The sequence below is a fragment of the Salipiger sp. IMCC34102 genome (genome assembly GCF_004145405.1).
Taxonomy (GTDB): Bacteria; Pseudomonadota; Alphaproteobacteria; order Rhodobacterales; family Rhodobacteraceae; genus Loktanella.
In genome coordinates, this window is record NZ_SELQ01000001.1 from 669,127 (window position 1) to 695,921 (window position 26,795).

The 26,795-nt window shown below is 65.7% G+C and carries 23 protein-coding genes; 8 read left to right on the forward strand and 15 right to left on the reverse strand.

The features are described from left to right. The first annotated feature begins 4 nt into the window (after window positions 1-4). Window positions 5-1,741 carry a TonB-dependent siderophore receptor gene (locus tag EU805_RS03460; protein ID WP_370318156.1) on the forward strand — a complete coding sequence of 579 codons (1,737 nt, stop codon included), beginning with the start codon at window positions 5-7 and terminating at the stop codon, window positions 1,739-1,741. 309 nt (window positions 1,742-2,050) lie between these two features. Here EU805_RS03460 and EU805_RS03465 read toward each other — a convergent pair whose 3' ends face one another. From EU805_RS03465 to EU805_RS03475, 3 genes are all read right to left on the reverse strand, one after another. Continuing rightward, complete coding sequence (locus EU805_RS03465; RefSeq protein WP_129762534.1) at window positions 2,051-3,103, reverse strand: siderophore-interacting protein; 1,053 nt, start codon at window positions 3,101-3,103, stop codon at window positions 2,051-2,053. 39 nt (window positions 3,104-3,142) lie between these two features. After that, a complete protein-coding gene (locus tag EU805_RS03470; RefSeq protein WP_129762535.1) occupies window positions 3,143-4,846 on the reverse strand; it encodes an ABC transporter ATP-binding protein in 1,704 nt (567 codons plus the stop codon). A 266-nt stretch (window positions 4,847-5,112) separates the two neighbouring features. Further along, window positions 5,113-5,760: a TetR/AcrR family transcriptional regulator gene (locus EU805_RS03475; protein ID WP_129762536.1), complete on the reverse strand. Its 648-nt coding sequence runs from the start codon at window positions 5,758-5,760 to the stop codon at window positions 5,113-5,115. 138 nt (window positions 5,761-5,898) lie between these two features. Here EU805_RS03475 and EU805_RS03480 point away from each other — a divergent pair, with 138 nt between their 5' ends. After that, entirely contained in the window at window positions 5,899-6,792 is an 894-nt protein-coding gene (locus tag EU805_RS03480) for a shikimate dehydrogenase (RefSeq protein WP_129762537.1), read from the forward strand. Window positions 6,793-6,895: 103 nt separating this feature from the next. Next, window positions 6,896-8,776 (forward strand): bifunctional sugar phosphate isomerase/epimerase/4-hydroxyphenylpyruvate dioxygenase family protein, encoded by a 1,881-nt coding sequence (locus EU805_RS03485; RefSeq protein WP_129762538.1) that lies wholly within the window; start codon window positions 6,896-6,898, stop codon window positions 8,774-8,776. A gap of 222 nt (window positions 8,777-8,998) precedes the next feature. Here EU805_RS03485 and EU805_RS03490 read toward each other — a convergent pair whose 3' ends face one another. From EU805_RS03490 to EU805_RS17370, 12 genes are all read right to left on the reverse strand, one after another. After that, entirely contained in the window at window positions 8,999-10,267 is a 1,269-nt protein-coding gene (locus tag EU805_RS03490; protein WP_129762539.1) for a TRAP transporter large permease, read from the reverse strand. Continuing rightward, window positions 10,255-10,827, reverse strand: a complete 573-nt coding sequence (locus tag EU805_RS03495) for a TRAP transporter small permease (protein ID WP_129762540.1) — start codon at window positions 10,825-10,827, stop codon at window positions 10,255-10,257. Before EU805_RS03495 ends, EU805_RS03490 begins: the two co-directional genes overlap by 13 nt. Before the next feature lie 113 nt (window positions 10,828-10,940). Next, window positions 10,941-11,939, reverse strand: a complete 999-nt coding sequence (dctP, locus tag EU805_RS03500; RefSeq protein WP_129762541.1) for a TRAP transporter substrate-binding protein DctP — start codon at window positions 11,937-11,939, stop codon at window positions 10,941-10,943. 109 nt (window positions 11,940-12,048) lie between these two features. Then, window positions 12,049-12,762: a GntR family transcriptional regulator gene (locus EU805_RS03505; protein ID WP_129762542.1), complete on the reverse strand. Its 714-nt coding sequence runs from the start codon at window positions 12,760-12,762 to the stop codon at window positions 12,049-12,051. A gap of 57 nt (window positions 12,763-12,819) precedes the next feature. Beyond that, window positions 12,820-13,797 (reverse strand): hydroxymethylglutaryl-CoA lyase, encoded by a 978-nt coding sequence (locus EU805_RS03510; RefSeq protein WP_129762543.1) that lies wholly within the window; start codon window positions 13,795-13,797, stop codon window positions 12,820-12,822. Beyond that, window positions 13,794-14,591 (reverse strand): transporter substrate-binding domain-containing protein, encoded by a 798-nt coding sequence (locus EU805_RS03515; protein ID WP_129762544.1) that lies wholly within the window; start codon window positions 14,589-14,591, stop codon window positions 13,794-13,796. The genes EU805_RS03510 and EU805_RS03515 overlap by 4 nt, the downstream gene beginning before the upstream one ends. 65 nt (window positions 14,592-14,656) lie before the next feature. Continuing rightward, window positions 14,657-16,360, reverse strand: a complete 1,704-nt coding sequence (locus EU805_RS03520) for a PQQ-binding-like beta-propeller repeat protein (protein WP_129762545.1) — start codon at window positions 16,358-16,360, stop codon at window positions 14,657-14,659. A 56-nt stretch (window positions 16,361-16,416) separates the two neighbouring features. Further along, complete coding sequence (locus EU805_RS03525; protein WP_165351874.1) at window positions 16,417-16,803, reverse strand: cytochrome c; 387 nt, start codon at window positions 16,801-16,803, stop codon at window positions 16,417-16,419. 174 nt (window positions 16,804-16,977) lie between these two features. Further along, on the reverse strand, window positions 16,978-17,775 hold the full coding sequence (locus EU805_RS03530) for an ABC transporter substrate-binding protein (protein WP_165351875.1): 798 nt from the start codon (window positions 17,773-17,775) through the stop codon (window positions 16,978-16,980). Continuing rightward, window positions 17,772-18,581, reverse strand: a complete 810-nt coding sequence (locus EU805_RS03535; protein WP_129762548.1) for an ABC transporter permease — start codon at window positions 18,579-18,581, stop codon at window positions 17,772-17,774. Before EU805_RS03535 ends, EU805_RS03530 begins: the two co-directional genes overlap by 4 nt. After that, window positions 18,581-19,489 (reverse strand): ABC transporter ATP-binding protein, encoded by a 909-nt coding sequence (locus EU805_RS17365; protein WP_165351876.1) that lies wholly within the window; start codon window positions 19,487-19,489, stop codon window positions 18,581-18,583. The genes EU805_RS03535 and EU805_RS17365 overlap by 1 nt, the downstream gene beginning before the upstream one ends. Continuing rightward, window positions 19,486-20,034 carry a hypothetical protein gene (locus tag EU805_RS17370; protein WP_165351877.1) on the reverse strand — a complete coding sequence of 183 codons (549 nt, stop codon included), beginning with the start codon at window positions 20,032-20,034 and terminating at the stop codon, window positions 19,486-19,488. The genes EU805_RS17365 and EU805_RS17370 overlap by 4 nt, the downstream gene beginning before the upstream one ends. Before the next feature lie 144 nt (window positions 20,035-20,178). Between EU805_RS17370 and EU805_RS03545 the strand changes: the two genes are divergently transcribed. From EU805_RS03545 to EU805_RS03565, 5 genes are all read left to right on the forward strand, one after another. Beyond that, complete coding sequence (locus tag EU805_RS03545; protein ID WP_129762550.1) at window positions 20,179-21,081, forward strand: ThuA domain-containing protein; 903 nt, start codon at window positions 20,179-20,181, stop codon at window positions 21,079-21,081. A gap of 73 nt (window positions 21,082-21,154) precedes the next feature. After that, a complete protein-coding gene (locus tag EU805_RS03550) occupies window positions 21,155-22,315 on the forward strand; it encodes a ThuA domain-containing protein (RefSeq protein ID WP_207208058.1) in 1,161 nt (386 codons plus the stop codon). Between the two features lie 40 nt (window positions 22,316-22,355). Beyond that, window positions 22,356-23,762 (forward strand): aldehyde dehydrogenase family protein, encoded by a 1,407-nt coding sequence (locus EU805_RS03555; RefSeq protein WP_129762551.1) that lies wholly within the window; start codon window positions 22,356-22,358, stop codon window positions 23,760-23,762. Continuing rightward, on the forward strand, window positions 23,759-25,555 hold the full coding sequence (locus EU805_RS03560) for a thiamine pyrophosphate-binding protein (RefSeq protein ID WP_242494039.1): 1,797 nt from the start codon (window positions 23,759-23,761) through the stop codon (window positions 25,553-25,555). The genes EU805_RS03555 and EU805_RS03560 overlap by 4 nt, the downstream gene beginning before the upstream one ends. 132 nt (window positions 25,556-25,687) lie before the next feature. Beyond that, window positions 25,688-26,758 (forward strand): alpha/beta hydrolase, encoded by a 1,071-nt coding sequence (locus EU805_RS03565; RefSeq protein WP_129762552.1) that lies wholly within the window; start codon window positions 25,688-25,690, stop codon window positions 26,756-26,758. The last annotated feature ends 37 nt before the right edge of the window (window positions 26,759-26,795 follow it).

Sequence of the window (26,795 nt, forward strand, 5' to 3'; positions counted from 1 at the left end):
CCTCGTGCGTGGGTTCCAGGCGACCAGCTACCGCGACGGGATGACGCTCGGCTCGATGCGTGGCGTCCGCGAGGAGCCTTTCGCGTACGAGCGTGTCGAGGCGATCCGCGGGGCGAACTCGACCCTGTTCGGCGTTTCGGATCCGGGCGGCTCGATCAACTTCGTGACCAAGACGCCGCGGTTCGAGCGGTTCGGAGAGGCCTATGCGACCCTGGGGTCGCAGGACCATCTCGAACTGGGGGTCGATCTGGGCGACACCTTCGGAGAGGCCGGACGGCTGGCCTACCGTCTGACGGCCAAGGTGCAGGACAGCGATCGGGACTATGCCAGCTCGCGCGACGACAACGCGCTCTTCATGGGGGGTGTGACCTGGCAGCCTACGGATTTCACCGAGCTTACGGTCGTCGTCGATCACCTGAACCGCGACGACACGCCCAACAGCGGCGGCTACCCGATGGAGGGGACCTACGACCGGGAAGCGTTCTTCGGCGAATTCGATTACAACGATCACGACGTCGACCGGTCGACGATTTCCGCCTTCTTCCGGCACGAGTTCGCGAACGGTCTGAACCTGCGCTTCAACCTGCGCTACAGCGACCTGACCGATGACTTCGGTTACGCCTATATCGTCGACACGGGTGCGGACACCGGCACGGTCTTCGATCGGGCCTTTTTCGGCAGCGACAGTTCCGCGGAAGAGCTGATCGGAAACGTCATGCTGCAATACGACGCGCAGCTTGGCGCCTTCGACAGCAGCACGCTTGCCGGGATCGAGTACCGTGACGCGCAAAGCGAAAGCGAATCCTTCTACACCGGGGCACCGGCGATCGACGTGGCGAACCCCGTCTACACGGGCGCCCCGGTCGGATTGACGCCCTATGCCGCCTCGCAGGAGGACTACCGGACGCAATCCCTGTTCGCGCAGCAGAACCTGTCGTTCAACGACCGCTACATCGTCACCGCCGGCGTCCGGCGCGACTGGCTCGACCTGACCAGCGAATCGGCAGGCGTGGAAACCAGCGACGATTTCGCCGAGACCTCCTACCGCGGTGCACTGACCTACAAGGTCACCGACGCGGTGTCGGTCTATGCCTCTTACGTCGAATCCGTCGCGACGCCGCAGATCGGTGTCGAACCCGAGCGCGGCGAACAATACGAAGTCGGCGTGAAATACCAGCCGGTCGGGACCAACGCGCTCGTCTCGGCCGCGATCTTCGATCTGGAGAAGAACGACATCGCCGTGGCGGTCGTGCAGGCCGATGGCTCCATCGAGCAGCAGCTGATCGGCAAGGCCCGCGCCCGCGGGTTCGAGATCGAGGGCAAGGCGGAGCTCGACAACAACCTCAGCGTCCTGGGCGGCTATTCCTACATCGATGCCGAATTCGAGCGCGCGATCGTCCTTGGCGTCGACGTCGCGGGGCAGGCCTTCGCCAATGTGCCCAAGCACACCGCATCGCTCTGGGTGAACTACGACCTGCCCGCGACCGAGACCTTTGGCGCGCAGACCTTCGGGATCGGGGGCCGTTACATCGGCGATTACTTCTACGGCCTGCCCAACGGGGACACCTCCGAGCCCACCTTGCTGGTCGACGCCGCCTACGCCTACGCGATCGACGAGACGACGGAAGTCGGGGTGAACGTCAGCAACCTCTTCGACGAGCAGCACGTGGTCGGCTCCGGCACGGCGAACTACTACAACCCCGCCCGCGACGTCGCCGTGACGCTGCGCAAGAGCTGGTGAGATCCGGCCCACCCGTCCCGCAAGGGCGCGGGTGGGCCCATTTTCCGAGCGGGTGCGATCATCGCGCTGGCGCAGGGACATCTGCATGTCTCCGGCCACGCCCCGGGAGATGCTGAAAAGACGGCCGCGAGGTGGGAGGTGTCCTGACACCGGCCATTTCGCTGCAGCGAAAGCGCCCCGACATGCCGGTCCCGGACGCGATGCCGCACCAAATGCAAGACTCCTCGGCCCATGGCGGCATCGCTTCATAGTAATCGCGGGTCGCACGGTTGCACCTTGCCGATGCGCGTAAGCCACTGATCCGGTCCGTCACCGTGTCCAGTAATGGCAGATGTACCTGTGCGCGCGGGTGACCCCCAGGGCCTTGAGGTGCGGCTTGACCTTGCGGATCGTCGCCTGTTCGGCCGCGATCCAGACGAAGGTCTCGCGGGACAGGCGGTCGACCTGCGCAAGCCAGTGCGACAGATCCCGTTCGCCGCCGCGTACGATCCAGTCGAGGGTCATGCCCGCCGGCGCCCGTATCGGGACGATGTCGGCGGGATCGCCGATCTCGATGGCCGCGCGCCCGCGCAGGCCCGCAGGAGCCTCTTCAAGGATGCGGCGGATCGCGGGCAGGGCGGTTTCATCGCCGGCGATCAACAGATCCTCCGTCACCGGAAAATCACCGCTGCCAGGCCCCATGATGCCCACGACCTCCTGCCCGACAAGGCGCTGGGCCCAGGCAGTCGTTTGCCCGCCGTCGTGGAGGTAGATGTCGAAGCTGAACCGGCCCCGGTCGGGGTCGAGCGACACGAAGGTATAGGCGGCCCGGTGCAACGCCTGCGCCCCGGTCGGCCAGACCGTGCGCATCCGGTCGTCGAGGATCGGCCAGACGGGGGCCATCCCGGTCGGTGGCAAAAGCAGCGAGAAGTGCATCCCGCCCACGCAAAGTGCCGCGACATTCTCGCAGGCCATGTGCACCCGCAGGAAATTCGCCCCGACCCGTTCCGTCCCCAGAGCCGAGGCCAACTGAAAGTTGGGCGGCCTTGTCCGCGCGGGGCCCGATCCGGACCAGCGGAGGGTCGCGCCGATCCTGGGGGCGACCTGGTCGAGCAGGAAGATCACGCTCTCGCGCATCTGGTACAGGGTCGCGTCGGTGGGCGCGCCGATCTTCACCGCAAGGGTGTCCTGGGTCGCCCGGATCGTCGCCGTGGCCTCCCCACGGTGGAGGTCGAGGCTGCCGGGCAGGATCGTGGCGGGAAGGCCATACTCGACGATTTGCGCATGGAGCCGGTCGAGCAGGTCCTGCGGCACCGGCCCTTCGTGGCGGGTTTCGCTGCGGTGTGTCTGTGGCGCGAACGGTTGGCGATCGTGGGAGGTCATGGGCAATGCGTCCGGGGCAGGGGGATCTTCATCGCGGCGTCACGCGGCGGCGAGCCGGGCGTAATAGCCTTCGGCCCGCAGCAGATCGTCATGGTGGCCCGTTTCGATGATCCGGCCATCGACGATCACGACGATCCGATCGGCGTTGCGGATCGTGCCCAACCGGTGCGCGATCACGAGCGTCGTGCGTCCGACCGACAGGGCCTCCAGCGCCGCCTGGATCTGGCGCTCGGTTTCGGTGTCGAGTGCGGAGGTAGCTTCATCCAGGATCAGGATCGGCGGGTTCTTGAGAAAGGCGCGGGCAATCGCGACGCGCTGTTTCTGCCCGCCCGACAGGGTGACGCCCCGTTCGCCGACGATGGTATCCAGCCCCTCGGGCAAGGCCGCGATCATGGAATCGAGCTGGGCGCGGGACGCGGCCTCGATGATCTCGGCTTCCGTCGCATCGAGGCGTCCGTAGGCGATGTTCTCGCGCAGGGTGCCGCCGAAGAGGAACACGTCCTGGCTGACGATACCGACCTGGCGGCGCAGGCTTTGCAACGTCATGCCGCGGATATCGATACCGTCGATCAGGATGCGCCCGGCCTGCGGGTCGTAGAATCGGGGCACGAGCGCGAGCAGCGAGGTCTTGCCCGCGCCGGACGGGCCGACGAAGGCCACCGTTTCGCCCGGCGCCACGGTGATCGCGATATCGCGCAGAACGGCCCGGTCGGGCGCATAGGAAAAGGCCACGTCCTCGAAGGCGACGGTGCCTTTCAGATCGGGCGCGGGCCGGGCGTCGGGGGCATCGGCGATATCCGGGGCCGTCGCCAGGAGCTCCTGGTAGCGGCGAAACCCGGCGATGCCGCGGGGGTAGAGCTCGATCACGGCGGCGATCTTGTCGATCGGGCGGAAGAAGACGTTCACCAGCAAAAGGAAGGCCACGAAGCTGCCGGTGGTCAAGTTGCCACGCAGCACGAAGACCGCGCCGGCGATCATGATGACGATCTGGATCAGCCGCATCCCCATGTAGTTGAGCGAGGAAGAGGCGGCCATCGTGCGGTAGGCCAGCAACTTGGTGTCCCGGTAGCGGGCATTGTCGCGGGCGAATAGGGATTTCTCGTGCTCTTCGTTGGCAAAGGCCTGCACCACCCGCATGCCACCTACGTTCTCTTCCAGGCGGACGTTGAAATCGGCCACGCGCGCGTAGATCGATTGCCAGGCGCGTGTCATCCGGCCGCCGAAGACGGTCACGATGGCGACGCTCGCCGGGACGATGGCCGCCGTGATCAGCGCAAGATCGACGTTGATGGTCAGCATCACCAAAAAGGCCCCGACGAAGGTCATGACGGCGATGAAGAGATCCTCCGGCCCGTGATGTGCCACTTCGCCGATCTCCTCGAGGTCGCGGGTCACGCGTGCCACCAGCTTGCCCGTCCGCACGGTGTCGAAGTAGGAGAAGGACAGCTTTTGCAGATGCTCGAACGCGCGACGGCGCATCTCCGTCTCGATGTTGATGCCAAGCTTGTGGCCCCAGTAGATCACCACCGCCATGAGTCCGGTGTTCAGCAGATAGACCGCCAGCAACGCGATAGAGACGATGACCGTGAGCCACAAATCGCCCCGGGGAAGCAGGACGTCGATGAAGCCCTTGATGGCGATCGGGAACGCCAACTCCAGCAGCCCCGACAGGACGGCGCATCCGAAATCCAGCCAGAACAGGCCGGTCCAGGGTCGGTAGTAGGCGTAGAATTGTCGAAGCATGAACCGCTTTGTCCCCGGATAAGGCGTCGACCTGCACGTTCCTTCGGGAACTTGTGCTGCGGAACCGACAGGACGTCGGATCTGGACCCCGATCCCCCAAGAAATATGATAGTATTTTAGTCGGGAATAAACCTGCAAGAGGTCCGCCACAACCGCAAACCCGCGTATATCCTGGGGGCGTTATCCGGGCCTTCGATCCGTGGCGGACCTGCCGCGATCGTTGCGGACGCTGCGGGCGCTGCGGACGCAGGCGCAGGCATTCAGCTTCAGGACCGCTCCACGTAGCGCAAGATCATGGCGACGACGCTTTCGCGCAGGTCCGATTGACCGGACTCCGAGAAGATATCGTCTCCGTATAGCGACGAGAATGTCGGCTGGTTCGAGACGTTGAAGACGGAAAAGGCACTGATTTTCCAGTGCAGGGCGACCGGGTCGAGGCCCTTGCGAAAGAGACCGTCCGCCTCCCCCCGGGCGATCAGGGCCCTCAGCCGCGCGATCGCCTCTTCGTTCAGGGATTTGATGACGCTGGAATTCCTGACGTAGGCGGCGTTGTGGACGTTCTCGATCATCACCAGCCGGATGAAATCCGCGTTGCGGCGATGGTGGTCGAAGGTGAAACCGACCAGCCGCGCCAGCGCCTCGTCCGGGGCCAGGCCTTCCAGTTCGAGTTGACGCTCGCCCTCGCGCACCTTCGCGTAGGCAGCTTCGAGCGCCTGGGCATAAAGCCCGGTCTTATCGCCGAAGTAGTAGTAGATCATCCGCTTCGACGTCTTCGTCCGGGCCGCGATCTCGTCGATCCGCGTGCCGGAGAGACCGGTTCGCGCAAACATCTCGGTCGCGATGCGCAGGATGTCGGCGCGGACGGCCGCGGGATCCTGCTTCCACCCGCTCTTCGGTTTCGCGTCCTTCGCCACAGCCAAGCCTATCGCATGTTCCTGAGCATGAGAGGTAACACGCCCAAAATGTACGATCCAGTTAAGTCTGGTTGACAGTAATGTACCAGATCGGACAATTTATCTGCGGACCGGGACGGATGGCGAGGCGGACGGGAGATGAACACGCAAGTGTCGAAGAACGACAACCCAGCCACGGGCGATGCGCGACCGCATGTCCGCGTCGGGCTGATCGGGCAGGGGATCCAGTTGTCCCGTACCCCGGGAATGCACCGGGCCGCGGCGGCGGCGCTGGGCATTGATCTGACCTACGATCTTCTCGACACCGACGAGATGTCCCCGCCGAACCCCCCGGTGGCGGATCTGCTCCGCCAGGCCGAGGCGGAGGGCTACGCCGGGCTCAACATCACCTATCCTTACAAGCGCGAGGTCATCGGATCCCTGGACGGGTTGTCCGATGCCGCCCGGCGGGTAGGTGCGGTCAACACGGTCGTGTTCCGCGACGGCAAGCGCTTCGGGCACAACACGGATTACTGGGGTTTCGCGAAAGGCCTGCAGACCGGTCTTCGGGAAGTCGACCTGCGGTCCGTCCTGCTTCTCGGGGCGGGCGGGGCCGGCGGGGCCGTGGCCCATGCGCTGGCCGGGGCCGGTGTCGAGAGGCTGATGATCCACGATCTGGATCGCGACGGCGCGGCCCGCCTGGCCCGCGAGGTTGAAGCGGCGTCGCCGGGCTGTGCCGCCTCGGCGGTCGACGACCTGGGCGGTGCCGCGGGCGCAGCGGACGGCATCGTCAACGCGACCCCGATGGGAATGGCCAAGCTGCCCGGCACGGCGATCGACCCGGACCTTTTGCAGACCCGCCACTGGGTCGCCGACATCGTCTACTTCCCGTTGGAGACCGCCTTGCTGAAGGCGGCGCGGGACCGCGGCTGCCAGACCCTGTCCGGGGCGGGCATGGCGATCTATCAAGCCGTGCGCGCCTTCGAGCTTTTCACCGGGCAGGTTCCGGACGTGGCCGAAATGACGACCACGTTCGAAAGCTTTACCCGGTGAACGCGCGCTAGAGTATGACCCGTCCGGGCGGGGCGACGGCGGGCAGTTGAGGCCCATCTACAGCACAAGCTGACACGGCATTTCAGACACGAAGGATCACCCGATGAAAACGTCCATTGCGACCGTCTCGATCTCCGGGACCCTCGTCGAGAAGCTGGAAGCGATCGCCGCGGCCGGGTTCGACGGGATCGAGATCTTCGAGCAGGATTTCATCGCCCACGACGGCCCCCCGCGCGAGGTCGGCGAGATGGTGCGGGACCACGGCCTGTCGATCGATCTGTTCCAACCGTTCCGCGATTTCGAGGGCCTGCCCGGCGCCTTGCGCAGAAAGGCCTTCGACCGGGCCGAGCACAAGTTCGACCTGATGCAGGACCTCGGGGCGGACCTGGTCCTGATCTGTTCGTCCTGCCACCCGGAGGCGCTGGGCGGCATCGATCGCGCCGCCGACGATCTGGCGGAACTGGGGGAACGCGCGGCGAAGCGCGGGATCCGGATCGGCTACGAGGCGCTGGCGTGGGGGCGTCATGTCAACGACCACCGGGACGCCTGGGAAATCGTGCGCCGCGCCGGTCACGACCAAGTCGGGCTGATCCTGGACAGCTTCCATACGCTCGCCCGCAAGATTGACCCCGACACGATCCGTCAGATCCCGGGGGACCGGATCTTCTACGTCCAGCTTGCGGACGCCCCGCAGATCGAGATGGACCTGCTCTACTGGTCGCGACATTTCAGGAACATGCCGGGGGAGGGGGACCTCGACTGCACGGGCTTCATGCGCGCGGTCATGGCCACCGGATACGACGGGCCGCTGAGCCTCGAGATCTTCAACGACCAGTTCCGCGGCGGCAACACGCGCATGCTGGCCGAAGACGGGCACCGCTCGATCCTCACGCTGATGGACGACGTGCGGCGGCAAGAGCCGGAGCTGACCTTCCAGATGCCCCCGATGCCCGCGCGCGTGCCAGCCGCGGGCGTGGGCTTCGTGGAATTCGCGACCCGCGGCGATGAGGCGAAGATGATCGAGGCCTCGCTCTCGGCCTGCGGTTTTCAGTTCGCGGGACGCCATCGCAACAAGGACGTGACGCTCTGGCAACAAGGGGGCGCGCGCGTCGTGCTGAACCGGGAAACCACTGGCTATGCGGCCAGTGCCTGGAATGCGCGGGGCAGCACGGTCTGCGATATCGGGCTCGAAGTCGCCTCGGCCGAGGATGCCCTGGCCCGCGCGGCGGCCCTTGGGGCCGAACCCTTCTCGCAAGGGACCGGCCCGGGCGAGATCGACATTCCCGCCGTCCGCGGGTTGGCCGGCAGCATCCTGCATTTCCTTGACGCCGGGACCGCGGGGGTCTGGGAGGCCGAATTCGATCTGGTGGAAAACCGGGACGCCGGTGTCGGGATCATCGGCATCGACCATATCGCGCAGACCATGTCCTACGCCGACATGCTGAACTGGACGCTCTTCTACACGTCGATCCTCGACACCGAAAAAACGCCCGTGATCGACGTGGTGGATCCCAACGGGCTGGTCAAGAGCCAGGCGATCTCGTCGCCCGAGGGCGGGCTGCGGATCACGCTCAACGGGGCCGACAGTCACCGCACCCTCGCCGGGCGGATCCTGTCGGAGAACTTCGGCGCCCCGCTTCAGCATATCGCCTTCCGGACCGACGACATGCTCGCGACCGCCGCCGCACTCTTCGAGCGCGGGTTCGAGACGCTTCCGATCACGCAGAACTACTACGCCGACCTCGCCGCGCGGTTCGATCTGCCAAAGGATGTGCTCGCCGATTTCGAGCGGTACAACATCCTCTATGAGGAGGATGCGGAGGGCGCTTTCCTGCAGCTCTACTCGGCGGATTTCGTCGGCGGGGCTTTCTTCGAGATCGTAGAGCGCCGTGGCGGCTACCGCGGCTACGGCGCGCCCAACGCTCCCTTCCGGATCGCGGCCCAGAAACGCAGACTCCGTCCGAACAGCGTTCCCCTGAAGTGATCGGGCCGCGCGGGGTCCAGGCCCTCGCGTAGCCCTGACCTCGCCAGCATGTCCTGCCGGACCCTCGGCCTCCATCGCCGCGTCGCGTGCTCCGGCCCGATCGCGCGACCGGATTGGCAATGGCTGCGCAGGTCTCGATGCCGAACCTTTCGTCTGCCCCAAAGCAAAACAGCCAGCCCCGAGGGGCTGGCTGCAAAAGTCGTTTTCGTCACCGGGGTCCGTTCAAATCCCGCCGTAGCCGTAGAGGCGCGGCAGCCACAGGACGACCGATGGCACGAAGGTGATGATGGCCAAGCCGATCATCAGGATGAAGAGAAACGGCAGGAGGTTGCGGATCGTCTCCCAGATCGGGGTCTTGGTGATCCCGCTCACGACGAACAGCAGCAGCCCGTAGGGCGGCGTCGCAAGCCCGATCATCGTGTTCACCACGACGATGACGCCGAAGTGGATCGGATCGATCCCGAGCGAGGTCGCCGTCGGCAGGAAGATCGGCACGATCACGAGCAGGATCGTCGATGCCTCCAGCAGGCAGCCCAGCGCCAGCAGCATGACGTTCACCAAGAGCAGGAAGCCGATCCAGTTCAGATCCGTCCCCTGGAGCATCGCCTGGATCGTGTTCGGCACCTGTTCGACGGTGACGACGTAGTTGAACGCGAGCGCACCGGCGATGAGGATACCGACCGACGCCGTGGACCGCGCGCTCTGCCGCAGCGTGGCGTAGGCCTGTCCGACGCTGACGGAGCGATAGAGGAAGGTCGAGATGAGGAAGGCATAGAGGGCGGCCAGGGCCGCGGCCTCGGTCGGGGTGGTCACGCCGCCGTAGATACCGACGAGCAGGATGACCGGCATCAGCAAGGCGGGGATGGCGCGGAAGGTGACGCGGGGCATCTCGCGCATCGGGACGGGGTCGTCGACCGGGAAGTCGTGGATCCGCGCCATGAAGGCGTTGGCCACCATCAAGAGCACGCCCAGCACCAGGCCCGGTCCGATGCCCCCGAGGAAGAGGAAGCCGATCGACGTGTCCGAGACCAGCGCGTAGAGGACCATCGGGATCGATGGCGGGATGATCGGCCCGATGATCGCGGAGGCGGCCGTGATCGCGCCGGCGTAGGCGGGGGTGTATTTCCCGTCCTTCGTCATCAGGTTGATGATGATCCGGCCCATGCCGACCGCATCGGCGATGGCCGAACCCGACATGCCCGAGAAGATCAGCGAAGCCACGACGTTCACATGGCCGAGGCCGCCGCGAAAGCGTCCCACCAGCGCGCGACAGAAAGACAGCAGGCGATCCGACAGGGAACCCACGTTCATCAGGTCCGCGGCCAGGATGAAGAGCGGAATCGCAAGCAGGACGTAGGATCCGTACAGACCCTGAACGACCTTTTCCCCCGCGATGCTGAGGTCCATGTCCGATATCAGCAGGTAGACGATCGAGGCGCCGAAGAGCGCGTGCCCGATCGGCAGGCCGACGATTGCGGTCAGGACGATGATCCCGACGGTGACCTGAAATTCCCAGCTCGTTCTATGTAATCTTTCCGACTGGCGTTGCCGCTTTCGAGCGAGGCGCTCGTCTCGATGTCGCGCCCCGTCAGCGCGGCGAAGAATATCCAGGCGTAGCGCAGGATCGACACGACGAGGAACAGGATCAGCACCGAGAAGACCCAGTTGAAGGGCAGATCAAGGTAGGAGGTCTCCTCGATGGCCATGAAGTCCACGTAATCCCAATGCGCGGGCAGGGACACGGCATAGACGACGACCAGGAAGGTGGCGAAGATCATCCGGAACAGGCGGCGCAGCGCGGGGCGCACGGAGGAATAGACGATGTCGAAGCGGATCTCGTCCTCTTCGCGGGCCGACGCCGACTGGCCCCAGAGGACGATCCAGATCCAGGCGATGACGCAGGTCTCGACGGTCCAGCCGACGGGTTGATCCATCACGTAGCGCATGAAGACCTGCACGATGAAGGAGATGAACATCGCCCCCAGAAGGAGTGCCGGGACGGCATCGCTCAGCGCGCGCAGCCTGTCTGTCCGACCGGGTTTCGTCTGCATTTGGGTCCCCCTTGCCCTGCTCATATCCGTCAACCTGCAAAGAAGGCCCGCGCTTTGGCGGGCCTTCGATGTCTGTTAGATGCGCCTTTCAAACACGTCCAGCGGATCGCGTCTTACTCCGCGGATTCGCCGAGCTCGTTGATGGTGTCGAGCATGCCCTCGGGCCAGGATTCGGCGAACTCGGAGTTGAGGTACGCTTCCCGTGCGAACTCGCGGAACGCGGCCCGGTCGGGTTCGTAGACACGCAGACCCTCTTCCTCGAAGAAGCTGATCAGCTCCTCCTCCCGATCGAGGTGGCGCTGGGTGCTTTCTGCGATGGCCTCGTCGACGGCCGAGCTCAGCATCTCCTGCTGTTCGGCGGTCATGCCCTCCCAGACGTCGTTCGCGATCGCGAGGACGTCGAAGCCGACCAGGTGGTTCATCAGGACGATCTGCGAGGTCACCTCGTAGAACTTCATGTTGTAGTCGTTGGGCAGCGGGTTGTCCTGACCGTCGATTGCCCCGGTCTGAAGCGCGGTGTAAACCTCTGCATAGGCCAGCGGGGTCGGTTTCGCGCCGATCGCCGTGCCAAGGAACTGCCAGGAATCGCCACCGGGCATCCGCATGGTGACCCCGTTCAGATCCTCGGGCGTCTGCACGTCGATTTCGGGCTTGAGGTTCACCTGGCGGCTGCCGAAGTAGACCGGCGCCAGGATGTGGATGCCCGCTTCCTCGGCCATGGCGTTGAGCTCTTCGCCCACTTCGCTGTCGAAGACGGTTTCGAGGTGATCGACGTCCTGCAGGACGTAGGCCGCCGTCAGGATCGACCATTCGGGGATCTGGTTGGCGATCGCCTGCGGTGCGACTAGGCCGATGTCGAGGTTGCCCCGTTGCATCGCGGTCAGCTCGGACCCTTGCTCGACGAGCGTGGCCCCGTTGTAGACCTGCAGGTCGAAAGTGTCCGACACGGCGTCAGAGATATTCTGAAACGCTTCGGCGCGGATGTCGTTTTCCGAGACGACGGACGAAAGCCGCAGCACCGGCAGGTCCTGGGCGAGCGCACCATTGGCCGTGATGGCGGCGCCAAGCGCGATTGCGCTTGCCATTGCGGAACGGCGAGTGAAATTGGTCATTCTGATCCTCCCTATTCGATCATTGCATTAACCTGCGGGGAGGGCCGCCGCTTCAAGATCGTACGTCAATAAAAGAAATGCCATACGATTTTCAAAATGCCGAAGAAGATCAGCCCTGTATCTGGCCGCTGTCCAGAATATGCGCGACGCCGGACCGGATGTGCTTCGTCAGCAACTCGATCGCCGCGTCGGTTTTCCGGGTCACGACGAGATCCCGCATCTTCGCGTGCTCGTCGGAGGCGGGTTTGCCGCGAAAGCTCAGGACCAGCATGTGATACCTGATGAAGCGGTCGAACACCGACGAATGGGTCTGCATCAGGGCCGGCGCATGACATCCCGAAATCGTCGCGTGGTGAAAGCCCCAGTCCTGCTGCACCCAAAGCGCGACCTGTTCCTCGCTGCCGCCGATCAGGTCCCGTTCGACCGAGGCGAGCTTGTGATGGGCGGACACGACGTTCCCTTCCCAGTCGAGATCGCCCTCGGCGATGGAGCGCCGCAAGGCATAGGTTTCGAGCAGGATGCGCAGTTCCGCGATGTCCTGCAGACCGCTGCGGCTGACCGGCGCGACTTCGAACCCGCGCTGCCCTTCGGCGGTCACGAGATCCTCCACGGCGAGCCGGCAGAGAATCTCGCGCAAGGTCGAGACGCTGGCCGAATACTTCGTCTTCAGCTTGTCAAGCTTCAGTTTCTCGCCGGGTTTTAAGCGACCGTGAACGATATCGGTCCGCAGGCGCCGGAAGGTGATATCGCCCACCGTCTCGCCTTCGTAGGCCGAGATGTCGAACTTGTGGATCACGCTGGAGATGTCGTGGACCTTGTTCATGGGGATCCTGTCACTGGGCACGGTTCATATAACCGTCATATCATCAATCGTCACCCATCATGCCGACGACGGGCCGGTTTTGACGATAGATGATGCACTGTCCCCTTCATACCAGGGGGGCGGGTCGACGTGACCCATCTTGCCGGGCAGGCGGCGATCGAGAAGGTCTTCGAGCCGCTCCACCGCGGAAAGCAGGGCCATCCAGTCGATACCCGTCCGCATCTCCATCTCCTGCAGCGCGTAGGCGGCGTCCTCGAGGGCGATGTTTCCGGTGGCCCGGGGGATGAACGGACATCCTCCCAATCCGCCGAGTGCCGCGTCGAAGATACGGACGCCCGCGGCGAGGCCCGCCGCCATGTTCGCAAGCCCCAGGCCGCGCGTGTCGTGCAGGTGGAGCGACAGGGCGATGTCCGGGCCGACCGTGGTGGCGATGCGCCGGCAAAGACGGTCGACCTGCCGGGGATTGGCCAGTCCGGCGGTATCCGCAAGGTTGACCTCCTGCACGCCCAGGCCGGCAAAACGCCGCGCTATGTCCTCGACCCGGGACGGATCGACGTGACCTTCGAAGCCGCAGCCCAGGGCGGACTGGATGCCGGCGCGCACGGCGATCCCCGCCTCGCGCGCGCGCGTGATCATCGGCGCGATCTCGTGCAGGGCGTCGTCGACGCTGCGGTTGAGGTTCTTGCGTGAATGGGTCTCGGACGCGGACACCGAAATCGACAGGTGCTTCACCCCCGCCGCCAGGGCGCGATCCAGACCGCGATCGTTCAGCACCAGCGCCGTATAGGTCACCCCGTCGCGCGGCTCGAGCCGGGCGAAGACCTCGTCGGTATCGGCCATCTGCGGCACCAGCTTGGGGTGCACGAAGGAGCCGACCTGGATGCGTCGCACGCCGGCCTTCGCGAGGGCCGCGATCACCTCGAGCTTCTGGTCGACGCTCAGATGCGTCTTTTCGTTCTGCAGGCCGTCGCGAAGCACCTCGTCCTCGAGGAGGACCTCCGTGCCGGAGGGCGGAAACGGACCTTGGTCGGTCATTGGGAATTCTCCTTCTCGGGCCAACTGTCTTCGGCCCGCAATGCGAGGATTGCCTCGTCGAGGATGACGCGCAAGTTGGTATCGCGCCGGGGAAGCAGGATCGCGACGTCGCGCGGCGGCAGGTTCAGGGGGGCGAGATCACCGCGCATCAGCGTATCCGGCCGGTCGCTGAAGGCCGCGCCGTCCAGATGCGGCTCCCACAGGACCACCGCGTCGAGATCGCCCGCGTCCAGCAAGGCCCGGGCCACGGCAGGACGATCGTAGGGAATGCGGACGAGGTCCTCGAACCGTCCAACTGCCGCGATCAGCGTCACGAGGGCGCGGTCGACGGGCGTATAGAGCGGCACGCCGATCCGGGCATCCGGTGCCAGATCGGCCAGGTCGCCGCCGTCGTCCGACAACAGGACATAAGGCCGCGCAAGATAAGGCTGGGTGACGGTCAGCCAATCGAGGATGCCGCCGGTTTCCGACAACTGGGCCCCCATGACGCCCATGCATTTCGACTGCAGCGCAATGCGGATCTCGGGCCAGACGCCCGCGCCTTCTCTGGGGATGCCCCCGGTGGGAAGATCCACGACGTGAGGCTCCATCAGAAGGACGTCGGCCAGGTCCCGGGCCGCGATGCGGTCGATCCGGGCCGTCGGTCCGTCGGTCAGGACGCACAGCGCGAGCCTGTTGCCAAAATCCGGGCGGCTGGAGGGAAGGAAGGCCGGGTCGACGACCGGCTGCTGCGCCGCGGCCAGCGCGGGTGCGACGGCCAGCAAGAGCGTCGACAGGACGAGAGGGTATCTCATGACAACCTTTTCAGGTGGAAAGGTCGCAGCCGGCGCGGGAGGGGCACCGGCTGCGACGGCGACGGTCAATCGTCCAGGGCGAAGACCATCATGGCATTGCCGCCCTCGGGGCGGGAGACACCGGGCACCAGGTCCTCGTGGAAGGACTGCCAGCTGAACCCGCCGGTGCCGACCGGCACGCCGATGTACTGGGTTCCGTCCACCTCGTAGGAGATGGGCATGCCGGAGGCCGACTGCGGCAGGCGCGTCTGCCACAGAACCTCGCCCGTGGTGTCGTCCATGGCGTAGAAGTAGCGGTTCCAGTCCCCGGCGAAGACGAGGCCGCCCGCGGTCGTGACCATGCCCGACATCGCCGGCGTCTCGAGGTCCATCTCCCACATGATCTCGCCGGTATCGATGTTCATCGCAGCGAAGCGACCGGTCGAGTCCGGCGCATCGGGGTGGAAGACGCGGTTCGTCGCGGCACGCCCGTTCCCGCCGCCGCCTTCGACCATCTCGACCTCGGTCCAGATGGTGCCGTCGTCGCAGTTCAGCGCCATCGGCACGTAGAGCGCGCGCGTGTCGGGCGAGAAGGCCGTCACGCGGGCGGCACGGAAACCGGTGGAACTGGGGCAGGTGTAGTGCGGCACGCCGAGCTCTCCGATCATGCCTTCGCGATAGGCGGCGAAGGTGCCGTCCTCGTTCAGGTCGATCTGATCCTGAAGGCCCATGTCGAAGGCGGGCATCGGATCGCCCGTCTCGCGGTTGCCGCGCCACAGGATCGCCATCTTGCCGATGTTGACGTAGCCCGGTTCACCGTCCAGATCGACGAGGATGTGCTCGAAGGCCTCGTCCATGTCGTTGGTCTCTCCGGGGACGTACTGGCGGTACCATACGATCTCTCCGGTGTCGGGGTCCAGCGCCAGCGTGGAGCTCGTATGGAGCGAATCGTCGGACTGGCCCCGGGACAGGCGCGACCATGGCTTGGCCTGGCTGACCCCGATGTAGAGCAGATCCGCCGCTTCGTCGTAGGTCGCGGTCGTCCAGACGTCGCCGCCGCCACGGACCAACCACGGCTGGCCGCCCCAGGTGTCTCCGCCGTCCTCGGTCTCGCGCTCGACGGTCACCGTGCGCCAGAGCTCCTCCCCGGTTTCTGCGTCGAAGGCGACCACGGCGCACTTGTCCTCGTAGAACCGGCTGCAGCCCTGGAACCCGGTGATGATCTTGCCGTTCACCGCCATCGGGGAGGCGGTCACGATCTTGTCCTCGTTGATGTCGGCGATGGTGGACTGCCAGGCGACCTGACCGGTCTTCATGTCGAGCGCGATCATCTGCGCGTCCGGCGTGGCCACGTAGACATGATCCCCCCAAAGCGCGACCCCACGCGTGATGCGGCCGTCGCGGAAGTCCTCGGGCGGCTCGTGGATGTATTCCCACAGCATCTCGCCGTTCGCCGCATCGAGCGCCGTCACGGTGCCCCCGGCGTTGATCATGAACATCACGCCGTCATGGACGATGGGCGTGCCTTCCTGGTGACCCGGCGCCATGGCCCAGCCCCATTGGAAATCGAGATCCGCGACCGACTCCCGGTTGATCTGGTCGAGTGGCGAGTAGCCCCACCCGTCCAGCGTCCGGCGCCAGTTCGGCCAATCGCCGTCGGCGGGGTTCTGCAGGGTGTCCTGCGTAACCGGGCTCAGCGCCTCGAGCGGAGATGCGTCCTGCGCGATCGCGCCGTGGCCGCAGCCGAGCGCCAGCGCAAGTGCACTGATCTGAAGATGTGGGTATTTCATGGGGTCCTCCCTGGTGGTGTGTGGATGCCGGCCGGGCCGGCGTTGTCTGGCCGCGCCTACTCCTCCGCGACGACGGCCACGCCTTCCATGTCGTCCTCGTGGTCCGGCAACAGACCGTCCTCGGTCGGCTCGAGGCCGTTGTAGTTCAGGATGTAGGCCGTGATCGCGGCATACTCGGCGTTGGAAAGGCTGCCGCCACCGGGCGGCATTTCGGTGCGCAGCGTGTGGTAGACCTCCGCCAGCGGGCCGACCGCGAAGTTGTAGCGGAACGACAGGCCCGACAGGTTCTTGGCGTTGGAATCGGTGCTGACCAGGTCTTCGCCATGGCACGCGGCGCAGTTTTCCAGGTAGAGCGGTTCACCCGCCTCGACCTGATCGATCCCGATGCTCGCACCGTCGAGCCGGTAGGCGATGTCCTGCGCCAGTGCGGCGGAGGGGGCCAACGCCACGGTCCATGCGGACGCGCAGACCAGATTTCGCAATTGAGCTTTCAAGAGTGTCTCCTCGGTCCAAAGCCGTGTTCGGGTGCGAACCGGCGTCATGTGTAGCTTAGACGTATAAACCTATGAAACGCAAATCGTCATATCAAATAAATAACAGCATACAAAAACTGGTCGCTATTCTGTCGGTGAAGCGATCCCGTAGGCTTGCCTCAGCGTCGAAAGGGTTCCTTGTGCCTCCATCCTGCGCAGAATGCGGCGGACCTCTTCGCTGAAGCTGCGGTCGCCCTTCCAGAAGCCCGGGCCCGCGCCGCCGGCCTCGAAGGGGGCCGGAAGATCGCTGATCTCGATCCCGGGGGTCGTGACCTCCAGATCGGGTGGGGCGATCGCGGCTTCGATCTGTCCCGACGCCAGCGCGTCGGCCAACGCCTCGGGGTGGTCGAAGACCTGCGCCGCCCGTCCCGCCCTGCGCAGCAGGCGGCCCAGGGCAAGCCTGTCGGTCCCGGTCCCCACGAGGTAGATGCCGACCGTGCCGTCCTGGCCTTCGAGCGGCGCGCCGTCCGCGGAGAAAAGGACAAGCCCCGCCGTTCCCCAGACAGGCCCCGCGTCGAGAAAGCTTCGCGTGACCCCCGTGATCGCAAGACCGCCCGCTATCATGTCGCATCGGGCGCGCGTCAGCCCCCAGCTTCGGGGATTGATGCCGTTGTCCATCTCGGACACGGCGACGGGAGTCATGCCCAGGTCCATCCGTTGTGCCACGACCCGCAGGACCTCTATATCGAAGCCGGGCCGGGTCGGATCGGTCGTGATCCAGGGCGAGGCGACCGCGGGCACGCAGACCCGGAACAGGCCCGCCCGCTTGATGTCGCGCAAGCTTGCGTCCGGCGGCAGATGTCCCAGCGCCGCGCATAGGGTGAAGGCCAGGGCCAATGGCGCCCAGGCACGCCAGCCGGTCTTGGGCGCGGTGCGCCTCACAGCCTCGAGAACCGGTAGGCGGCGAGTGCGAAGAGGACGATCACGCTCGTCCCGATGACGGTCGGGCCGATCCAGGCGGCATGTTCCTGCCAGCCGATCAGCACCCCGCGCATGGTGTCGACGGCGTAGGTCAGCGGATTGGCCTCGACCACCGTCACGAGCCAGGCCGGGTATGTCATGAGTGTCTGGGCGCGGCTGAACGACGGGTCTATGGGAAAGACCGATCCTGCCGTGAAGTAGAGCGGCAGGATCACCGCGTTAGAAAAGACGCCGAAGCTTTCGAATTCTCGCAGCGAGATCGCCAGCACGATACCGAGGCAGGTCGCGGCAAACCCAAGGGCCGCCATCAGGGCCAATGCCATCAGCAGCGTGTCCCACCCCAGCGACACCCCCGCGATGCGCGAGATCGCGAGAACCAGGCAGCCGTGCACCACCGCGATCGTCGTGCCGGCCAGCACCTTGGCCAGCAGGATCGCCGTGCGCGGCATGGGCGAGACCAGCAATTCCCTCAGGAAACCGAACTTGCGGTCCCAGATCAGCGAGGAGGCCGACTGGATCGCCGCGTAGAGGATGTTCAGCACCACGACGGCGGGGAAGATGAACTGAAGGTAGGTGAAGGGTACGACGAAGCGCAAGTCGCCGTAGGTTTCGCCCCGGAACCACGGGTTGAGCCCGATGCCCAGGACGATGACCCACAACACCGGCCTAGAGACGCCGCCGACAAGCTGCCCCCGGTCGGTCAGCGTGCGGCGCACCTCGCGCCACCAGACCGCGCGGATCGCGTCGAGAAGGGCCAGACCTCGCATCAAGTTCCCTTCTCGGTCAGCGCCAGGACGGCGGATTCGAGGCTGGCACGCTCGATCGAGATGTCCCGCGCGGCGTCTGCCCAACGGTGGAACAGCGCGTCGACCGTGTCCGGGGGCGACGGCCGGATCGTCGCCATGCCGTCCGACCAGCTGGCGTCGGGGTGGGCGGCCTCCACCGCGCGACGCGCTGCAAGGTCGCGGGGCCGCAGGCGCAGCACCCCGTGCCCGAACCGCGCGCGCAGCTCGTCCGGCGACCCTTCCGCGACGATGCGGCCCTCGGCGATGACGTGCACGCGGTCGGCGGCCTCGACCTCGTGCGTGTAGTGGGTCGTGCACAAGACGGTCAGGTCCCGCCGGGCCGCCAGTCCGGTGACATGGTCCCACAAGGCCAGCCGCGAAGCGGCATCGAGGCCCGTCGTCGGTTCATCGAGGATCAGCACCTCCGGTCCGTGCAGCAAGGCCCGGGCGATCTCCAGCCGTCGCCGCATGCCGGTCGACAGGCTGGCGGCAGGCGCATCGGCCCTGTGCGCAAGGCCCGCCACCTCCAACGCCTCCGCGATCGCCGCCTGTCGCGCGGCGCGGGGCACGCCCCAGGCCGCGCAATGCACCGCGAGGTTCGCGCGCACGCTCAGCCGTGTGTCGAGCGTCGGTTCTTGGAAGACGACGCCGATGCGGCGACGCGCCTGCTGCGGTCGGCGCATAAGGTCCACGCCCCCGATCTCGAGGTGCCCCGCATCCGGCCGCAGGACGGTGCAGAAACAGTCGACGAGCGTGGATTTGCCTGCCCCGTTCGGCCCGAGCAGCGCCGCCACGGTGCCGCGCGGCACATCGAGCGACACGTTCCGGAGGGCGACCGTTTCGCCGAAGGCATGTTCGACCCCGGCCGCCTGAAGCGCCAGCGCCGTCATGCCAAGCCACCGAAGATGTCCCGCTGCGCTGCCGCGAGTGCCACGAAGATCGCCAGAAGGCCAAGACCGATCGCGGGGGACCACGCCAGGAGACGGCGGTGCAGTGCCGGCGCGGCCAGCCCTAGCAAGGCGCCCGCCGCGAGCGGCGGCAGGGGGATCGCGTTCAGAAGTGCCACCCTCACGCCCGTTTCCTTTGCCAGCCGCATCGCGTCGAGCACCACCGGCGCGCTGGTTCCCGGCGCGTGCAACGCCGCGACCGGACGCAGCCGGTCGATCCCGAGGGAGATCGCCACGAGCACGACCAGCGGTCCCGCGACGGAAAGGAGGGCAAGCCAGGCCCGGTCGGTCGGGGCCGCCGGGGCAGGTCTCAACCAGCCTGTCATCTGGAACGCGCAGCACGCCTGGCCGGTGATAGACGGACCACCGGGCCCGACCGCGCGTCCGCGGGTCCGCGCACCCACCGCAAGCAATGCGGACAGGACCGTCAGGACAGCCCATCCGACGGCTAGCCGCATCAGCAAGGTCGTGACTGAAACGTCGAACATCGGCACCTCCCTCGAAGCTCAGCCTATACCATAGGACAAAAACAGCAATACCAGACAAAATGCTTGCTATCCGTTTTGCGATATGGATGCTGGTCGGGAACGTAGGCCCGAGTGGCCGATCCACTGACTTGGGGGGAGACAAGTATGACGAGAACGGCGATTTTCGCGGCAGTTGCGGGGTTTGGCGCCATGGCGCTGGGCACTGGCGCCTTGGCGCAGCAGCAGACCGGCGGTCTGCCCGACAGCTACACCACGTTCGAGAAATACGGCGTCTGCGGCAGCATCGACGACACCTGCTACAACGACTGGAACGAGCGGTCGGAAGGTGACGAGGACGGCTGGAACGTCCTGATCTACTATTACGTCGCCCCGGGCGTCGGTCCGCACGACAACCTCAACGCGGGTGTCTCCGTCCTCGAGACGTTGTTCGAGGAAGAGGGCTATACCGTCACCACCTCGAACGATCCGGCGACCTTCGAAAGCTCTCGCAACATCCGCGACATGGACGCGGTCGTCTTCTTTTCCACCGGGCGCGAGGCGCTGACCGACCTGGGGAGGCATCAGCTCATGCTCTACATCCGGGGCGGCGGCGGGTTCGCGGGAATCCACAACGCCTTCGGCACGTCCTACAGTTGGACCTGGTACGAGGGCCTGCTGGGGGGACAGCTTTTCAACCACGGACCGCGGCAGGAGGCCGAGGTCGTGGTGCAGCAGCCCAATGATCCGTCCGTGGCGCACCTGGGCGAGGGGACGACCTTCGATCAGGAGGAATTCTACAACATCTATCCCGATCCCCGCCGCCTGTCGGACGTCAACATCCTGCTGACTGTCGACGAGTCCACGATGCTGGAAGGCCAGTCCGACAGCCATCCCGGCATGGGCGAGGGGCATCCGGTCTCGTGGTGCCACTATTACGACGGCGGTCGCGCCTGGGTCACGACGTTGGGCCACAGCGTCGCGGTGCTGGTGAACGACGACTGGCGCCAGCACGTCCTTGGTGGCGTGAAGGGCGTCATGGGCGCAGGCGAGTTCTGCGTCACGGAATAAACCTCGGGCGCGAAGCCGCAGCGCGGCCCGCCACAACCGATCAAAGCCATTGAGATACTGGGAGAATATCGACATGACATTGCACGCTTTCAAATCCGCAGCCGCCACCGGCGCCTTGCTGGCCGGTCTTCTTGCCACGCCGGTCCTGGCGCAGCAGACGGGAGCCGACACCGAAACCGATCTGTCCGAGGACGGGGTCATGACGGGCGATGTCCCGTCCGAGGAGGCGACGGGCGGCGAAGCGGTGTCCAGCGAAGACCTCACCACCGAGGCGGCTGAGACCGAAGAGGGTGACAGCGCCGATACGGATCCCGAAGCCGACGCGAACGCTGGCACTGCAGGTCAGGCCGATGCGACGGTCGAGAGCGCGACCGAAACCGAACCAGGCGATGCGGCAGGCGGTGCCCTGACGGGGCTGGGCGACGTGGAACCACGCTACACCACGATGGAGAAATACGGCTTCTGCGGCAGCATCGACGATACCTGCTACAACGACTGGTACGACCGGACGAGCGGCGAGGAGGAAGCCGGCAAGATCCTCATCTATTACGAGGTGGCCGCCGGTGTGGGGCCGCACGACAACCGCGAAGCGGGTGTCGCCGTGCTGGAAGCGATGTTCGAGGATGCTGGCTACGAGGTCGAGGCGACCGAAGACCCCGCGTTCATGGAAAGCGGCTTCAGCCTGCGGCCCTTCGACACGATCGTCTTCTTCAACACCGGGCGCGATGCGCTGACGAGCCTGGGGCTCATGTCGCTGCGGATCTACATGGAAGGCGGCGGCGGGTTCGTCGGCATCCACAACGCTTTCGGCACCAATTTCAACAACACCTGGTTCGAGGGCCTGCTCGGCGCGCAACTCTACGATCACGCGCCGCGCCAGACCGCGACCGTCGTCCCGCAGTCCTCCGACCCGTCGGTCGCGCATCTGGATGGCGTCGAATTCGGGCCGGAGGAATTCTACAACGTCCACCCCGACCCGCGCTGGCTGGAGGACATCCGGATCCTCCTGACCGTGGACGAGGCGACGATGACCGATGGCACGAGCGGGTACTACGGCCACCCGGGCATGGGTGAAGGTCACCCGGTCTCCTGGTGCCACTACTACGACGGCGGCCGTGCCTGGCTCACCACCTTGGGTCATAGCGTCGAGATCCTCGTCGATCCGAACTGGCAGGAGCACATCATGGCCGGGGTGGAAGGCACTATGGGCAACGCGCCGTTCTGTACCGAGTGAAATCGGAACGGCGTGCAAGCAGACTACAAGGAAAGAGAAGATGGCACGCGAAATTACACCCCAGGAAATCGAGACGGGCGACGAGATGATCGCCCGGGCCCGGCGCGCGATGGACGAGATCGCCGACTGGGACCAGGACCAGGTGGACCGTCTCGCGCGGGCCATCGGTTGGTACTGCGGGAACGAGAAGACGTTCCTCGAGATCGCGCAGATGGGCGTCGACGAAAGCGGGATCGGTGACCGCGAAGGCCGCGGTGGCAAGCGGTTCAAGATCCTCGGCGTCCTGCGCGATGCGCTGCGCCAGAAATCCGTCGGCGTGATCGAGGAGGACCCCGAGAAGGGCCTGACCAAGATCGGCAAGCCCGCGGGTGTCATCGCGTCGCTGATCCCGACGACCAACCCCGAACTGACGCCCCCGGTCACGGGCATCTATGCCGCGAAGTGCAAGGACGCCGTGATCTTCTCGCCCCATCCTCGGGCGAAGGCCACGACGAACCGGATGGTCGACGTGATGCGCGCCGCCTGCCGCAAGGTGGGCGCGCCGGAGGATCTGTTCCAATGCGTCGCGACCCCGTCCATCCCGATGACCGATTACCTCATGGCCAACTGCGACCTGACGCTCGCGACCGGCGGCAAGCCCATGGTCAAGGCGGCCTACAGTTCCGGCAAGCCCGCCTTCGGGGTGGGAGCCGGAAACTCGACGATGGTCATCGACGAGACCGCCGACATCGAGATCGCGGCCCGCAACAGCCGGATGTCCAAGACCTCTGACTACGGATCGGGCTGCTCGGCCGACGGCAACCTGCTGATCGCGGAGCAGATCTACGATGACATGCGCGCGGCCCTTGAGGCCGAGGGCGGATACCTCTGCAACCCGGAGGAAAAGGAACAGCTCGCCGCCGCCCTGTGGGACGCGGACGGCAACCGGACGATCAACACGGTCGCCGTCTCGGCCCAGACCATCGCCGGGATCGCGGGCTTCGAGATCCCCGAGGACGTGAAGTTCCTGATGGTCGAACAGTCGCAGATCGGGCCCGAGCACAAGTTCTCGGGCGAGAAGCTCTGCGTGGTCATGGCGCTTTATTCCTTCCCCGACTTCGACGAAGCCATGCGCATGGTGCGCGAGATCTACGAAGTGGGCGGCAAGGGGCATTCCTGCGGCATCTACTCGAACGACGAGGACCGGATCCTGGCGCACGCCAAGAACGCGCCGGTCAGCCGGGTCATGGTGCGCCAGCCGCAATCCAAGGCGAACGCGGGCAGCTTCGAGAACGGGATGCCGATGACCTCGTCGCTGGGCTGCGGCATCTGGGGCGGCAACATCACCAACGAGAACGTCCACCTCAAGCATTACATGAACGTGACCTGGGTGGCGCGCCCGATCCCGGAGGATCGCCCCTCGGACGAGGAGCTCTTCGGCGAATTCTGTGGCGCGGAGGCGGTATGATGGACGGCACCTTGCACGGCGATGCCATGGATACCGTGGCGACCCAACTCGTCCGGTATCTCGAACGGCGCGAGACGAAGCATATCTTCGGCCTGTGCGGACACACCAACATCGCCGTGCTGTCGGCGATGGCGAACAGCAGCATCAAGTTCGTCAACGTGCGGCACGAACAGATCTCGGCGCATGCGGCGGATGGCTATGCCCGGGTGACGGGCAAGGCCTCTGTCCTGCTGACGCACCTGTCGCCGGGTCTGACGAACGCGGCCACGGGGGTCGCGAACGCTGCACTGGACTGCATCCCGATGGTGGTCATCGCCGGCGACATCCCGCGCCACTACTACGGCAAGCACCCCCACCAGGAGGTGAACCTGCACGCCGACGCCAGCCAGTACGAAATCTATCGCCCCTTCGTGAAACGGGCCTGGCGGGTGGATACGCCCGAGCTGATGCCCGAGATCCTCGACAAAGCCTTCGCGCTTGCCGAAAGCGGCCAGCCAGGGCCCGTGCTGGTCAACGTGCCGATGGACGTCTTTTCGACCGAGATTCCCGTCGCGCTCTGGGACAAGGCCGGGCAGGGGGCGGCACCCGCCAAGCCGTCGCTCGACGACGAGACGGCGCGGCGGATCGTTACGGAACTCTCCGAGGCCAAGACGCCCGTCATCTACGTCGGCGGCGGCATCAACCTGGCCCGCGCGTGGGACGAGCTGCGCGACTTCGCCGAACACATGCAGATCCCGGTGGCCCATTCGCTGATGGGCAAGGGCGTCCTGCCGGACGATCACCCCTTGATGCTTGGCATGACGGGGTTCTGGGGCATGCCCTTCACCAACAAGTCCACCCTGAGCGCGGACTGGATCGTGGCGCTTGGAAGCCGCTTCAAAGAGGCCGACAGCTCTTCCTGGTATCCCGGCTACACCTTCGAGATCGGCGAGGGGAAGAGCCGTCTCATCCATATCGACATCGAACCGCAGGAGATCGGGCGCAATTATCCCGCCGAGATCGGGGCGGTCGCCGATCTCAAGTCGGCCCTGCGCGTCCTCAACCGCGTCGCGCGCGAGATGCTGCCCGAAGGGCGCACCGCCGAGGGTGTGACCGAGGGGATCAGGACCGCGCGCGAGGAATTCCGCTCCGATCATGTCGACATGCGGACCTCGGACGCCTTCCCGATGATGCCAGAACGTATCCTGGCCGATCTGCGAGAGGCGATGCCCGATGATGCGATCCTGACCTCCGACGTCGGCTGGAACAAGAACGGCGTGGCCCAGCAGTTCGACATCCTGACACCGGGCTCGATCCTGATCCCCGGCGGGTTCGCGACGATGGGCTTCGGACCTCCGGCGGCCGTGGGGGCCAAGATCGCGGCCCCCGATCGGGTCGTCGTCAGTCTTGTCGGGGATGGCGGCTTCGGCCAGAACCCCGCGATGCTGGCGACGGCGGTAGAGGAGAACGCCGCCGTGGTCTGGGTGGTCATGAACAACAACGCCTACGGGACGATCGCCGGTCTGCAGAAGGCGAACTACGGGCTGACGCTGGGGACGACCTTCCCCAAGCCCGCGAACCTGGACGAGCAGATGCCCAACTTCGCGGCGATCGCCAAGGGCTTCGGGTGCGAAGGAATCCGCATCACCTCGGCCGAAGATTTCCTGCCCGCGCTGAAAGCCGCGATCGCATCGGGGAAGCCGACCGTCCTGGACGTGCCGATGGTGAACAACCCGACGCCCACGTCGGGCCACTGGAACATCCTCGACATCTATTCGCCCGACGGGACGGGAGGCCACGCCTCGACGGATTGACCAACCCGTCCGACCCGCCGGTCGTGCGCCGCCCTGGGGGAGGGGCGGCGCACATCGCACCACCCGCCCGCGGGGCGACCGCACCGACCGATTCCGCGGACCCGCAAACGACACCACAGGGAGGAGACCCATATGACCCGACTTTTCGCACTCACGCTCGCCTGCGTATTGCCGCAGCATGCCTTGGCGCAGGACAACACGCGCGTCATCTCGAACGACGGCACGATCACCCTGACCGGTGAATTCACCATGCCGCCCTCCAGCCTGGTAAGCCCCGAAGCGCAGGCGATCATGCTCGACGGCATGCCGACCGAGGGAAACCCGGCGATGGGCGTCATCGGCGCGGACGTGCCGGAGTACCGCAAGCTCTACAACGAGACGTTGCAGCCGCGCGTCGATCACACCATCGACCTCTTTCCCGTCACTGTCGAGGAGACAGAGATCGGCGGCATCAGCGCCGCCCGGATCCTGCCCGAAGAAGGTGTGCGCGATGGATTCGAGGACAAGGTGATCATCAACGTCCCCGGTGGCGGCTGGCGCACGGCGATCCGCGGAAACGGGTTGCTGGTCGGAGTGCCGATCGCCCACCACGTCGGTGTCGAAGTCGTGTCGATCTCCTACCGGCAGGCGCCGGAGTACCTTTACCCGGCGGCGAGCGAGGATCTGAAATCAGTCTACGACGCGCTGCTCGAAGAGCATGACCCCGAAGATATCGGCATGGTCGGTTGCTCCGCAGGGGGGTCGATCATCGCACAGACCGTGGCGCAGATGATCATCGACGGCGAAGAGACCCCGGCGGTTCTGGGCGTCTATTGCGGTGCGGCCAGCGGAACCTGGGGCGGCGACAGCTTCGCCTATGTCTGGGGCATGCAGACCGCCTATCCTACGACCGCACCCTCCGCCCCGGACAGCGCACCGGGCTACTACGACGAGGCCGACCGGTCCTCTGCGGTGTTTGACCCGGTGAACCATCCCGAAGTGGCCAGCCAGTTCCCTCCGACGTTCTTTGCTACCGGAACGCGGGACTTCGGGATGAGCGCGTCGCTCTATAGCCACCGCAAACTGCTGGAGGCAGGCGTCGACGCCCAGATCATGGCCTTCGACGGCCTCTACCACGGGTTCATGACCAATCCCGACCTGCCTGAATCCCGCACCCTTTTCGAGGTCAGCGCGGATTTCTACGCGCGGCACCTGAGCAACTGATCGGCCCTGTGGGCCAAACGCATGACAGTGGAGGAAG